This window comes from Psychrobacter sp. LFX-11D, assembly GCF_904846475.1.
GTDB lineage: Bacteria > Pseudomonadota > Gammaproteobacteria > Pseudomonadales > Moraxellaceae > Psychrobacter > Psychrobacter cryohalolentis.
On sequence record NZ_CAJHAV010000004.1, the window covers coordinates 164852 to 179359 of the forward strand.

Annotated in this window: 9 protein-coding genes; 3 read left to right on the top strand and 6 right to left on the bottom strand. The window is 43.1% G+C overall.

What is annotated here, in order from left to right; all coding sequences use genetic code 11:
• Positions 1-308: 308 nt before the first annotated feature.
• Positions 309-581 (top strand): HU family DNA-binding protein, encoded by a 273-nt coding sequence (locus JMX75_RS04800; protein ID WP_011513979.1) that lies wholly within the window; start codon positions 309-311, stop codon positions 579-581.
• Between the two features lie 394 nt (positions 582-975).
• The gene (locus JMX75_RS04805; protein WP_201531261.1) at positions 976-2850 is read left to right on the top strand and encodes a SurA N-terminal domain-containing protein; all 1875 of its coding nucleotides are present in this window, start codon (positions 976-978) and stop codon (positions 2848-2850) included.
• Between the two features lie 126 nt (positions 2851-2976).
• Here JMX75_RS04805 and purH read toward each other — a convergent pair whose 3' ends face one another.
• From purH to mrcB, 6 genes are all read right to left on the bottom strand, one after another.
• Positions 2977-4557 carry a bifunctional phosphoribosylaminoimidazolecarboxamide formyltransferase/IMP cyclohydrolase gene (gene purH, locus JMX75_RS04810; RefSeq protein WP_201531262.1) on the bottom strand — a complete coding sequence of 527 codons (1581 nt, stop codon included), beginning with the start codon at positions 4555-4557 and terminating at the stop codon, positions 2977-2979.
• Between the two features lie 201 nt (positions 4558-4758).
• Complete coding sequence (gene fis, locus JMX75_RS04815) at positions 4759-5019, bottom strand: DNA-binding transcriptional regulator Fis (protein ID WP_088591987.1); 261 nt, start codon at positions 5017-5019, stop codon at positions 4759-4761.
• Positions 5020-5221: 202 nt separating this feature from the next.
• Positions 5222-6478, bottom strand: coding sequence for a DUF3426 domain-containing protein (locus JMX75_RS04820; RefSeq protein ID WP_201531263.1), 1257 nt, complete (start codon positions 6476-6478; stop codon positions 5222-5224).
• A 179-nt stretch (positions 6479-6657) separates the two neighbouring features.
• Entirely contained in the window at positions 6658-7584 is a 927-nt protein-coding gene (prmA, locus tag JMX75_RS04825) for a 50S ribosomal protein L11 methyltransferase (protein ID WP_149409569.1), read from the bottom strand.
• 116 nt (positions 7585-7700) lie between these two features.
• Positions 7701-8573: a tetratricopeptide repeat protein gene (locus JMX75_RS04830; RefSeq protein WP_201531264.1), complete on the bottom strand. Its 873-nt coding sequence runs from the start codon at positions 8571-8573 to the stop codon at positions 7701-7703.
• Between the two features lie 99 nt (positions 8574-8672).
• Positions 8673-11156: a penicillin-binding protein 1B gene (mrcB, locus tag JMX75_RS04835; protein ID WP_201531265.1), complete on the bottom strand. Its 2484-nt coding sequence runs from the start codon at positions 11154-11156 to the stop codon at positions 8673-8675.
• Between the two features lie 416 nt (positions 11157-11572).
• On the opposite strand from mrcB, the gene JMX75_RS04840 reads away from it, so the two are divergent.
• Positions 11573-14437 carry a heavy metal translocating P-type ATPase gene (locus JMX75_RS04840; RefSeq protein WP_201531266.1) on the top strand — a complete coding sequence of 955 codons (2865 nt, stop codon included), beginning with the start codon at positions 11573-11575 and terminating at the stop codon, positions 14435-14437.
• Positions 14438-14508: the final 71 nt, after the last annotated feature.

The window sequence follows — 14508 nt, forward strand, 5'->3', positions numbered from 1 at the left end:
TTGATAAACATCAGCGTCTAGATAAGCGTTCAGTAAATAAAAGCTAAGACACAAATTAAAAGCTAAAATAGCGTTTTTGTCATCATATTGCAGCAGGTTTAGGTAACATTGGGTGTCAAATACGTTGTAGAGTGCACAAAAATATGTAAAATTGCTTGCGCTCCTTATGTTGCCTTGCTATAAAGGCGATAACAAAGCAAAACCTGTTTATGCATAAGCCAAGTGGTTTTTATTGCTTAAGTGCTCTGAGAGCGATACAATGCTTGGCGTGAGCGTTTTTTTACCCCCTAAAACTTGAAGGAAATTTTATGAATAAGTCAGAATTAATTGATAGCATTGCTGAGAAAAGTGGTCTAAATAAAACTCAAGCTGGCGATGCATTGAACGCAGTTATGGAAAGCGTTGGCGAAGCTCTAGAAGCTGGCGATAGCATTTCACTAGTTGGTTTTGGTACTTTTAGCGTAAAAGACCGTAAAGCACGTACTGGCCGTAACCCTAAGACTGGTGAAGAGCTAAGTATCCCAGCTAGCAAAGTACCAAGCTTTAAAGCTGGTAAAAACCTAAAAGAACGCTTGAACTAAGCCGTATCTATTTAAAGACAGTCGCAGCTTATGGCATGATACCCGAATAAGAACCGCGTTTGTTGACGGTAAAGTGATAAAAGGTGATGGCTTATAACAGCTATGAGCGACTCATCAAAAAAGCACCTAGATAATAGGTGCTTTTTTTAGTGCTGTGGTTTGTATTATATCGTCTGAATATTTTGAGTCTGCATCAAAAATCACGTATCATAGGGCGCGCGACAGAGATGTTGTTCGAACAAAGACGGTGTTATCCGCCTTGAGCAACCATAATAAAATGTACCCCTTCTTAGTTTTACCATTTTCTTACCATTGCCAGCTTGTAGAGCGTTGATATTATTAATAGTATTACAATGGTTTTTCATCAATATAGGTTAATAAAGCAGAGATAACTATGGATAAATTGCGCGATTTCTTAAAAAGCTGGCCGGGTCGCATTTTATTGATTTTATGCCTATCGCCGCTCGCTCTATTGGGCGTCGAAAGCTACTTTGGGGGTAATGTCGATCCCAATCAGATCGCTCAGGTAGGGGAAGCGAGTATCGGCCTATCAGAGTATCAAACGGCAGTAAACAATCGCCGTACTGAGCTTTTAGACCAAGTTGATGATGCCAGTTTATTAAATGAAGATGTGCTACATGAGCAAGTGTTAAAAGGTCTGATTGACCGCACCTTGCTAGAGCAGCAGGCTGGCAAGCTTGGTATGACCGTCTCTGATGACACCATCAATCGTCTGTTGCGTCAAGAAGAGATATTTAAAGGTGCAGATGGCGAGTTTTCAAATGATCAGTTTGCAAGCTTTTTACGTCAACGCAATATGACGAAAAATCAGCTGTTTGATGAGTTCCGCAATCAGTTGAGCTTAGATCAGCTGAATGCCAGTATCGTTGGTACTGCTGCCTATCCGATGAAAGCAGTCAGTCAACTGATTGATTTACAGCTAGAGGCACGCAATATTTGGCTACATCGTTTTAACTGGCAAGATTATGTGTCAAAAGTTAAATTAACTAAAAATGACATTCAAGCGTATTATGATGCCAATAAAGACACCCTGAAAAGCGCTGCTATGGTCGATTTGGCTTACTTGCAGCTTAGCCCTCAGACCATCCAAGTAAACGAGGTCACTAAAGAGGACTTACAGCAGCAGTACGAAGCCTATAAGCAAAGCCTTGCCGTCGTCGATGAGCGTAAGATCAGCCAAATCTTATTAACTGGTAGCGATGCCAAAGCACGTGCTGATAAAATTAAAGCGCGTCTTGCCAAAGGTGAAGCCTTTGCGAAGGTTGCTAAAGCTGAGTCAGATGATCCATCAGGCGAAACAGGCGGCGATATCGGACGCTTTAATCCCTCAGTATTTGGCAATGACGCTGCAGCAGTAGAAAAAGCGTTAGAAGGTTTGAGTGTAGGCGATATCAGCGTACCGGTGAAGACCAGCTTTGGTTATCAGATATTCACCGTGACTGAAGATAATGGTAACAAGATACCAAGCCTTGAGAGTATGCGTGATGAGTTAACTGCCAAAGCAAAAGAGTACAAGCGTCAAGAAATCTACGCTGACAAAGTAACGGCGATTAACGATTTAGCCGCAGATGGGTTTAGCATTGAAGATATTGCTCAGCAAGAAAATGTGTCATTAAAACGTCTTAAAGATTATCGCAAAGAGAACAATAAATCTGTCCTTGCCCAGCCAGCGGTGATTAAACAAGCGTTTGATGAGTTTACCATTCAAGACCAAGCGGTCACCGCTGGTATCGAAGTTGGTAATGGCACAGTATGGGTACAGCCCAGTAACTATCGTCCGACCAAAACATTGTCCTTAACTGCTGCGACGCCTAGAATCACGCAGTTATTACGTCAGCAAAAGGCTAGTGAATTGGCATTAAATGATGCGAAAAAACTTGCGGCTGGTATTAAGACTACCGCTGATATCAATAAGCAAGGGGTAACATTCCAAGCGCTTGGTGAGATCAATCGTCAGACTACGCAGCTGACAGAAAAAGAGCGCGGCTTAGCGTTTAGTAAGCAAGCACCTGAGAACGGTGTGGTTGCCGTAGCAAGTAAAACAGAAATGGGCGCAACGGTATTGGTTGGTGACCGTATCAAAACAGAGCAGCAATCGCCATTATCTGCGGCTCAAAGAGCGCAAACGGCAGCGATTATCCGTGATAATTTAGGTCAAGATCAGTTGCAAGATTACTTAGACTATTTGCGTTTGGTGTATAAGGTTGAGATTAATAAAGCCAATATGGAAAATGCTCAAGGACGATAAGTACTTTGTGCGCTATCCATTCTAAATAAATCTATTTTTAAACATAAAAAAAGCCACTGTAATCATACAGTGGCTTTTTTTATTCAAGAGGATGAGTTTTTAATGAGAATAGCGCTCAATCACAAATTAATGACGGAAATGACGCATACCGGTGAATACCATGGCGATACCGTGCTCATTTGCAGCAGCAATGGTTTCATCATCACGCATAGAGCCACCCGGCTGGATAATCGCCGCAATACCTACTTCGGCAGCGTTATCGATACCATCACGGAATGGGAAGAAAGCATCAGATGCCATAACCGCGCCTTCGGTTGCAAGTCCAGCATGCTCCGCTTTAATAGCAGCGATACGAGCTGAGTTAACACGGCTCATCTGACCTGCGCCGACACCAATGGTACGCTGACCTTTAGCATAAACGATGGCGTTAGATTTGACGTATTTTGCAACGTTCCAGCTAAACAGTAAGTCAGCAATTTGTGCTTCGGTTGGTTGCACGTCTGTGACGATTTTTAAGTCATTGGCAGTAATTAACCCTAAATCTTGCTCTTGCACCAGTAAGCCACCATTGATGCGCTTGTAATCAAGCTGGCGGTCACGTAATTCAGGTGCTGGCAAGTCGCCGCAGACCAAAACGCGCACGTTTTTCTTGCTAGCTGTCGCTTCAAGGACACCGTCTTCAATGCTTGGGGCAATAATGACTTCAACAAACTGATTGTCGATAATGGCTTTAGCAGCGGCAAGTGTTAATGGGCGGTTAAAAGCAATAATGCCGCCAAAAGAAGATTCAGGATCGGTGCTGAAGGCAGTGCGATATGCTGCTACTTGATCAGTGTCGACAGCAACGCCGCAAGGGTTGGCATGCTTTACAATCACACAGGCAGGCGTACTAAAAGCTTTCACACATTCAAGCGCGGCATCAGTATCGGCGATATTGTTATAAGACAATGCTTTGCCTTGCAATTGCTTAGCAGTAGCAATAGATGCTTGCTTGCTTTTTAAAGCGTTGTTTTCTACATAAAATGCTGCTTTTTGATGCGGGTTTTCACCGTAGCGCAGGTCTTGCAGTTTTTCTAGCTGAACGTTAAAGGTACGTGAAAAATCTTCCGGCTCTTGATTCTCGTTAACACGGCTGCCTAAGAAGTTGGCAATCATCCCGTCGTATTGTGCCGTATGCTCAAACGCTTTGACCGCTAAATCGTAGCGTAAGGCATGGGTCAATGTCGTCCCATCTCCTAATGCTTCAAGTACACGCGTATAATCAGCTGGATCAGTCACAATACCAACATGTGCATGATTCTTTGCCGCTGAACGCACCATAGTAGGTCCGCCAATATCGATATTTTCGATGGCATCATTCATGGTAACGTCACTACGGGCAATCGTTTCTGCAAATGGATAAAGGTTTACGACTACCAAATCAATACGCTCAATCGCGTGCTCACTCATCACCGCATCATCTGTGCCGCGGCGTCCCAAAATGCCACCGTGAATCTTGGGATGAAGCGTTTTGACCCGACCATCCATCATCTCAGGGAAACCCGTATAGTCTGATACTTCGGTGACAGCGACATTATGCTCTGTGAGTAAACGGAAAGTACCGCCAGTCGATAACAGACCAAAACCTGCTTTAATCAGACCTTGAGCGAACTCAACGATATTGGATTTATTGGAGACCGACAGTAGTGCTAGTGGGGCTTTACTCATAAAAAAATTTCCATAAAAAAAGCCTGACGTAAACGTCTGGCAAGGTAACAATGACAATCAGTATAGAACATATCGTGAGTGATAAGATCATAAACTACAAACTGCCATACATAATATCAGTTAGGGTAGGTAAGCGTTTCATAAATAGGATTGATGGTACTTATTAATAAGTCAGATGTATCAAAAACATTATTTATAGTATTACATTAAACCATATATTTTGAGCTTTTTGCGTAGTGTACCGCGATTTAGACCTAAAATCTGTGCACACTTGGTTTGATTACCACGGCTCTTTTCTAGTACCACAGACAGCAAAGGTTGCTCTATCTCTTTTAAAATAAGCTCATATAAGTCAGTTGGTATCTCATCACCTAACATTGCAAAATATTGACGCACCACGCGTTCAACATGTATCCGTAATGGCTCATGCGCATGACCTGTGTCATCTAAAGCAGATTCCACATTACGGATTGAGCGATGGTAGTCCTCTTCATAATAATCAAGATTACCAGCGCTTTTGTTAACATGACTGGCATTATACTGTGCCTGTGGTGTCATAAGATAATGTCCTTGGGGTTAAAGAGTAAAACCATGAGGCTCTCGTTGGCTATTATATCAAAATCAGCAGCGATCATCTTAAGAAGATGAGGCTAATGAGCGAACATCAGTAAATGGGATTGATAGCAATTTTACTAATTTGAGCATTGGCAATAGGTACCGTAAAGAGTAACTGCTTACGACCATTAGAAGCTAATTGACTTTGTTTACCAACCAAGTACTTATCTGGTGGAGCGATAAACTCACCAATCAGCGCATGGGCACCATATACACTGACTTTTATATGAGGATATAGCTGTGCTTGTGAGCTTTGGTTATTTAGAGTAGCACTTATATCACTAGAATCAGCTGCACTGTTTATTTGACCGGCTCGGTATCTGATATCACTCAGAGTTAATGCAGTCAAGTCGGCACTGGGCAGGCTGCAAGCTGCAATCGTACATATCGTCTGTAAGCGTTGAGCATGTGCAGGATTTTTAACTAAGTTATTTAAGTTAAACATAATGTACTGAGCAAAAAGTAGTAGTACTAGCACCAAACAGCCTAATGTCCATAGTAATGAAGCTACTGAACGATGGGATGGTATTGGTGAGAATTTGGCTTGCGCTTGTAATCTTTTGGCATGTGCCGCTTTACTACGGTCTTCTTCTTTAAAGTCGACGCCCATACTAATGAGTAATTGCGATAAATCAGTATCATTGGTTGGCGTATCTTCGGGTGGGTGCTGTTCTTTAAGCAGTTTTTCGAGCCACGAGTCATCAGCATCATTATCAATATTGGCATGAATACTGTTAGCCGCTGTTGAGCTTAAAGCCACTTCTGCGGACGAAGGAGAGCGGTTTGAATGCTTAGTAGAGGTAGAAGTTTCTTCAAATAAATCAAGGGATGTATCTGAATGTTTATCTAATTTTTTCGCAGTACTTCTTGCTGATAGAGCGCTTTTGGTAACGTTATTGTTATCAGTGGCTTGTGTAAGCCACGCATCCATACTATCTAGTGAGTCGTATTCTAGACTCTTGTCAGCAGATGCCTCAATATCGATATCGTCATGAATCATGTCATCATGTATCATATCGTCATGAATTAGGATATCTGTATCATTTGAGTTTGCAGCAGCTAAAATAGAATGTTTCTTATGAGAGGTTATGTCATTAATTTTCTTATCACGCTCGCTAGAAACTTCTGTATCTGTCAGCTTACGATTGCTGTCTATATCAGCAGTGACGATAAGATTGTTATTCACCAAAAACATTTGCTGGCAATGTTCACAACAGACAGTCGCGGTTTTTTGATTTAACTGGGTATTTTTTATATTAAAAATTGTATGACAATGAGGACACTGGGTTTTAATGGGTGTGGTCATAGAGTTGAATCCAAAAAGGTATCAGTAGGAATACCGTATAGCCACTCACCAACCGCTGCCAATTACTTCAATGTCATTGTTGAAGTATTATTAATTATAAACTACAGGCAACTCTAGAGTAGCGCCAAATACACAACATTTAACTACTACTCTATCGTAACAGATGTAATTTAATGTTGCTAGCCTGTAAATGTACCAGACAATCTCTGCCAATGTTGATCTTCTTGTGCAGTAAAAGCATGCTTAGGATCAAGCGCAAAATAAGGCTGATACGCTTCGGTCACTTGCTCAGTTTGTGATTCAATCAAACCGGCAAGGACGATACGACTTTTTGGTGCCATCAAGGTGACAAAATAAGGCGCTAGACCTATCAGTGGCTTGGCTAAAATATTGGCAACCATCACTTCTACAGGCGCTATATTTTGCTGTTGCCAAAAGGCAGTGAAATCCTCTGGTAAAAACGCTTGCAAACGATTGTCGACCGAATTGCGTGCTGCATTTTGATTGGTTGCCAGTACCGCTTGCGGGTCAATGTCCACCGCATAAACATGGCGCGCGCCTAATAATAAGGCAGCGATACCCAAGATACCTGAGCCGCAACCATAATCAATCACTACTTTATCTGTAAGGTCCTGCTCAGTTAGCCAATCAAGACATAGGCGAGTGGTCGCATGGTAGCCAGTACCAAATGCCAAGCCTGGATCCATTATGATGTTTGTCGCTTCAGGATTAGGCGGAGTCAGCCAATTAGGTACAATCCACAAGTCATTGGCACACTCAATGGGTTTGTAATTGGACATCCATTCACGCTCCCAATCTTTGTCATCGACAGCACTTACCCAACTACGGCTCGCCTGTACTTGGGCTGCAATCTCATGACTGAGTTGCTCGATAACATCACGAGTTCCAGTCTCTATCGTAGCATCGAAGAGCCCTGTTAAAATTACCTCGTCCCATAGTGGTGATTCACCAGGAAGTGGCTCAAATAAAGGTTGGTCGCCTGCATCGTCAAGTGCAATAGATAGCGCGCCTGCTTCTAATAGTAGTGCTTCAGCAAGATCTACGTTGTCTTTTTCACATTGTAAGTGAAGTTGTTGCCATGCCATAAAAGTAACCTTGTTTCAAAATAAAAAATAGATAATAAAAATTAACGACCGACTATAAAAGCCTATTTTAGCGCTTATATAGTCAGTCGTCATGGTTAATCAAAAAGATAGTACTATTAGCGTAATGCTTGTTTGGCTTCTTTTATCACCCGTGCATTACCTTGTGCTTGTCCAGACTGTAGAATAATTTGCCATAGCGCACGGCGGCGACTGCTGTCTTGAGAGACACTAAGCCCACGCCGTCCCATTGCTTCAGCCTTGCGTGGCTGGTTTTTTTTGAGTGCCACTTGCGCAAGATAAAAATATACCGCTGATGATTTGGGTGCTAGGCGCTGAGCTCGGGTAAAGCTGCTCTCAGCGCCATTTAAATTGCCTGCCTTTAATTGCTCAGTGCCCACTTGCATCAGGTTACGAAAGGCGGGCAAGTTGCTATTATTGTTGGTGGTTTTCTGACTGCGCTGCGAGTTCTGCCGCGCACGCTCTAGTAGCTCATTATGCGACGGGATAGATGGCACATATATCACTTCATCTTCATGAGCAGGCGTGAGGATCACGGTATCAGGCTGAGTTACGATCGGAGTTTGACTCGTGCTTTGATTAGACCCCAAGATTACAGGTGGCTTTTCTGTTACCGATTCCGTTGGTGATTCTATTAATGCAGGTGGATGATAAGGCTCGATAGGATAATTATCGTCAGTCTTATCAGCTTCAGTACTCTCAACACTTTCATAACCACTATGATCAGTGCTAGGGGTTTGCGTCACTATTGTGGATTGTTCAGGTTGCGTCGTTTTTTGACTACTGGTTGATGGTAAGGTTTGAGCAGAAGGCGATTTTATTGAAGTTGGTGCAGTCTGACAAGCGCTCAAGCTTAGCATGCCAAAACAAGCGCTAATTAAAAGAGCTTTATGTAAATGCTTTGGCTGTTTTTTGGGCTGAGCTTCAATCGTCTGCTGAGTCAACAACGCTTGCAATATAGATAACACCATATTAAAACCCTTTTTAAGTTTTAAAAATCTTAAAATCGTTCAGCTACTAACCTTTAAAGTCAAATCTTCAGCTATCACGACTGAAATAGAAGCAGTTCACTAAAACCATTCAACAGCACGATCATACCAAGTATCTACACGATTGGGTATATCACCGTCTTGCTCGGCATCACTGCTGTTATTATCAATAGCTTCACCATTTGGTATGTCCAATCCTTCACGGCGACGTTGCTTATTGATATCGCCTTGCTGATTTTGCCACTGCATCTGCTCGCGCGCACGATCCTGTTGGTATAAGCCAATCGCACAGCTGCTGGCTTCTTGAGGCAAATATGCTGACATAACAGGCAAGTAGCGTGCGCTGGCACAGCGCTCATTAGACAGCTTGCCTGAGTTGTTCTCTAACCATAGCCATTCGATGCCTTCTGGCTCTGGTAGCGCAACAGGTGTCAGTTTTAGACGATTCATATAATCAACCCAAACTGGCAAAGCACCGCTGCCGCCACTAAGCCCAATCGGTTTATTATCATCACGTCCAACCCAAACCACGCTGACATAGTTACCACTATAACCGGCAAACCACGCATCGCGGTAATCATTGGTAGTACCTGTTTTGCCCGCAAGGTTTAGATTGCTACCAAGCGATTGCACGCGTCTAGCTGTACCGTTCTTGACCACATCTTGCAACGCATAATTAATTAAAAAGTTGGTCTCAGGCGGAATGCTGCGCTGAGTATTTAAGCCTGTGCGCTGCAAAATACTACCGCGATCATCAATCACACTACGGATACTGTGAATAGGCGTACGGAAACCACCCGTTGCAAATACTTGATAGACACCAAGCATGTCCATCGGGCTTAGATTGACTGAGCCCAATAATGCCGCAGGATAAGGGGGTATTTTCTCTTTAACGCCCATACGTTTTAATTGCTTGGCAAAGGTGTCGACTCCAAATTCCATCCCTAAGCGAACAGCGCTATGGTTATAAGATTGCGACAGCGCTGTGGTAAAGGGTATGTACCCATGATCACGATTGTCATAGTTTTTGGGATTCCATTCGGTACCGTCGCTTAGACTGACCGTAATAGGGGAGTCATCAACCGAACTTGCCAAATTATAGCGACCACTTTCGAGAGCGGTCATATAAATAATCGGCTTTAATAATGAGCCCACTTGGCGTTTGGCATCGACCGCACGGTTAAAGCCAGTAAATTCGCTGCCGCTACCGACAACAGAAACCAGCTCACCCGTCTCAGGGTTGGCACTGACCAGCGCCCCTTGTAAATCTTTGGTTTTGCTACCACTACGGCGTAGCTCGCCAAGCTTTCTCTCAACCGCTTTGTCCGCTGCCAACTGGGCAATAGGGTCCATCGTACTAATAATAATCAGACCTTCGTTTTTGAGATCATCGGAATAATAGACTTTATTTAGTTCACGCTTGACGATATCTAAAAAGTCAGGGAATTGGCTTTTACCTTCAACAGGCTTATCAACTACCCCAAGTGAATTTTTTAATGCTTTATCGTATTCTTCTTGACTGAGCGAGCCGACGGCCAACATATTGCTAAGCACAACATCGCGACGCGCCTTTGAATCGTTTGGATGGCGGCGCGGATTATAAACGCTCGGTCCTTTTGCCATACCGACAAGCAGTGCTTGCTGATCTAGGCGCAGCTCATTGAGCGGCTTATCAAAATAAAATTGTGATGCCAACCCAAAACCATTGATAGAGCGTTTGCCATTTTGACCCAGATAAATCTCATTGAGATATGCTTGCAAAATCTCATCTTTACTATAATGCAGCTCAAGTAGCACAGCCATCAAGGATTCATTGGCTTTACGCTTCATTGTGCGGTCTGAATTCAGATAAAAGTTTTTGATCAGCTGCTGGGTGATGGTCGAGCCACCTTGACGTGATCCACCAGAGAAGTTATTGATGACTGCACGAGCGATACCACGTATCGATACCCCTTTATGTTCATAAAAACCACGATCTTCTGTCGCTATCAGCGCATCAATAAGCGGCTGCGGTACTTGATCTAACGAGACAACCATACGGTCTTCATTACTATCCGGGTAAATACCACCGATATTCACCGGTTCAAGACGGATAATGCCGGTTTTCGCCGCCACAGTACTTTGTACTGACTCAATCTTATCACCAGCAATAGTCATTTTGATGACTTGCTCTTGGTCTATATCATTAGCGCTATAAGTAAATCCACGTGTATGAATAAAATAGGTATTACCTGATTTATGATAAGTACCCGTGCGATCATAGGCTTTATTACTTTGATAGTTAAGTAGCTCAAGCCACTTCTTCATCGTGTCTTTATCGACGTTGGCGCCTTGATACAGCTCTAATGGCTGCGAATATACTTTGGCAGGAATATCCCAGCGTTTACCCTCAAACTTGTGAGTAATGGTGCGATCAAGTTTGACCAAGTATAGTGCTAATAGCACCATGCCAGCGATGACAACAATTAATAAAATACTACTAAACACCACACCGCGCTGCTGGGAAGGTAGCGTATTGATAGCAGGCTTAGAGGACTGTGGTTGCTTAGAATTAGATTTTTGCACTGATGACACACCATTTTGGGATGAAAAACTGCCTCATAATGACGCAAATTGACAAATTTTTCAATCTATCATCATCAACGCAGGCATTCATTTGCTCTCAGCACTCAGGAGTTATACTGCTGAGAGCCTGTGCTTATAGTATAATCTTTATAAAAGCAATGATGGTTATTTGAAAGTGTCCGCCACCTCTTATTGTCGTAACACTGTCTCAATTTTGAATAAGAGTAATGGTTTGCATTAACACGCACTATCTTAAAGAAGCATAACCATCAATGTCGCGTAGCCCCAAATATAGTAGTCAGTTAACCAATATACATCAAACATAGTGGTTTTCTCGATATCGAGTAGATCAGATGATAGAGCCTTGATTTAAAGCTATTTACTCAATGTTCTGTCTAAAGGAAATAAGTGCGATTATGTCCAGTATTCCATCTCCTATGCCGCCAACATCACCGACATTACCAAGGTCATCAAAAACCAATACTCATTATCAAGACAATTCTATTATTGACGGTCTGGTATTGCCGCTGGCGGGTCATTGCTTTCATTGCGGTGATCCCGTGCCGCAGCCGCCGTTTCATACCGATATATTAGGTAAATCGCGTGAGATGTGTTGTATGGGCTGCCAGTTAGCTTCACAAAGTATCGTGGAAGCGGGGCTTGAGCAATATTATCTTGATCGCTCGGAGATTAACCGTACGGCAAGCTTACCCGTTCAGATGACCCGCCTTGAAGCTTATGACCATGATGAAATAAAATCACAGTTTGTCTACGCCCAAGACGGTATGTCGGTAGCAGAGTTGTCTGTCAATAATCTGCGCTGCGCCGCTTGTACGTGGTTGATTGAATCGCGGCTGGATGAGTTGGATGGCATCAGTAAATGTCAGGTTAATTTGACCAATCAACGCATGCGGGTGATTTGGGATGAGACCAAGCTACCGATTAGCCGGATTCTTGCGGTTATCAATGAAATTGGCTATGAAGCCAAGCCTTATCGGCAAGATACCCACGAAGCCATGCTAGCACGTCATAACAACCAAATGCTAATAAGGCTTGGCATCGCGGCACTCGGCTCAATGCAAGCGATGATGTATGCCGTGGCAATTTATTTCGGTGAATATAGCGATATGCTGATATTTCAGCGCGATTTTTTGCGTTGGGTGTCTTTATTCGTCAGTACGCCAGTATTCTTTTATGCCGGTGTACCATTTTTTACGTCAGCATGGTCAGCGATTCGTGCTCGCCAAGTCAATATGGACGTGCCCGTTAGTATTGCCTTGATTGTCACATTTTTCGCCAGTCTATTTGCCACTATTACTGGGCAAGGGGAGACTTATTATGACTCAGTTAGTATGTTTATTTTCTTCTTGCTGGCAGGTCGTTATATTGAGCACAATGCTCGCCTAAAAGCGGCAACTATGGCAAACGATTTGGTGGTAGTTGAGCCAGTATTGGTACAGAAAATTGCTGAAAACAAAGACTCTGCTGCAAGTATTTTGCAGCTATTAGAACAAAATAGCGTTCAGAAAAATGCGCTTAAACAAGAAAGCGAAGAGTCTGTTAATAAGGTTGATGATGGAGCTGTTAATGGGGCTGTTATCGTAGTTGGTAATGAGGTAAATAGTCAAAATACAGTGAGTACTACGCCTAATTTTACGCAAAGTATGGATGCTAATGTCTATCAGTTAACATCACGTATTGCTCAAGAATGGCAGCAGACTCGTCAGCAACGATTAACTGTCTCAAATACAAACGATGAGGCAAAAGAAAAGCAGATGGTGACCGCTCATAGCTTGCAAGTGGGTGACATCATCATGGTTGAGGCAGGTTCTGAGATTATCAGTGATGGTATCTTGCTCAGCTCAACCGCCACAGTTTCTCAAAGCCTACTGACAGGTGAAGGTGATTTAATCACTAAGAACCAAGGTGACTATATCGTTGGCGGTGCACAAAACGATAGCCAACCATTTGAGATGTTGGTCACAGCGCTACCAGAAGACAGCCAAATCGGTTTGATTGACAGGCTAATGAATCGGGCAATGAGTGAAAAGCCAAAACTTGCACAGCAAGCAGATAAGCTAGCACGTTGGTTTGTGGCGCGTATTTTAGTATTGTCTGTCTTGGTATTTATTGGCTGGTATATCGTTGACCCAAGCCAAGCGATTTGGGCAACGGTGGCGGTATTGGTCGCGACATGTCCTTGTGCGCTGTCTTTAGCGACACCAATTGCGCTTACTGTATCGACCAATAGATTGGCTAGTTATGGGTTTTTGACGACGCGCGGGCATACCCTACAAACGCTGGCTGAAATTACCCATGTGGCATTTGATAAAACGGGAACCTTGACATATGGTAAACCCAATTTATTAAACATTAAGCTACTTACTGATACAGGTGTCATCACAAAGGCAGATGAGCAAAGAGACAGTGTATTAGCTATTGCGGCAGCGCTAGAGGTGGGCAGTCGTCATCCTATTGCTCATGCGCTACTGACCGCCGCATATCAACTGCATCTGCCAGCGACACAAGCGCTGCAGCATTATCCAGCAGGAGGCGTGGAAGCAATGATCGATGGTGTGCTATATCGTATTGGTCATGTAGATTTTGCTTTAGACAAAATGAATAATGTTACCAATGCGGATAATGACTTAATGATTGATTTAGTTGCCGAGCGCGCCAGCTCAGCGGTAGTCTTATCTTGTCAAAAGGATGAATCAGTAAGCTGGCAAACACTGGCATGTTTTTATTTTAATGATAAGGTACGTGATAGCGCTCAATCTATGCTGGATAGCTTGAAAGCATTAGGTATCGAGCCTGTCATGCTCACAGGTGACCCAAGTCCGCAAGCCTTGGTCATGGCTGAAAATTTGGGTATGCAGTCTGCGTATAACGGACTGTCGCCAATGGACAAGGTCAATCATATTCAGCAGCTACAAGCTCAAGGTGCAGTGATATTGATGGTTGGTGATGGTATTAATGATGCGCCAGTATTGGCAGCGGCAGATGTTTCAACCTCGATTGCCGGTGCAGCAGATTTGGCGCAAGTATCTAGTGACAGTATTATCCTAAACGGACAAATCGAAGCTATTATTGCAGCGAAACGTATCGCTGATAAAACCAAACGTATTATCAAACAAAACTTGCGCTGGGCACTTATTTATAATGGTAGTGTATTGATACCAGCAGCTTTGGGTTATGTGCCACCTTGGCTAGCTGCTATTGGCATGTCATTAAGCTCATTATTTGTCGTATTAAATGCCCTGCGTCTAAAGCGTGCTTAATTTAAACCAGCTTAAACTCATTTAAACAAATCTCTGAAGATTACCCACAAAAAAACCGCCTTTATAAAAGA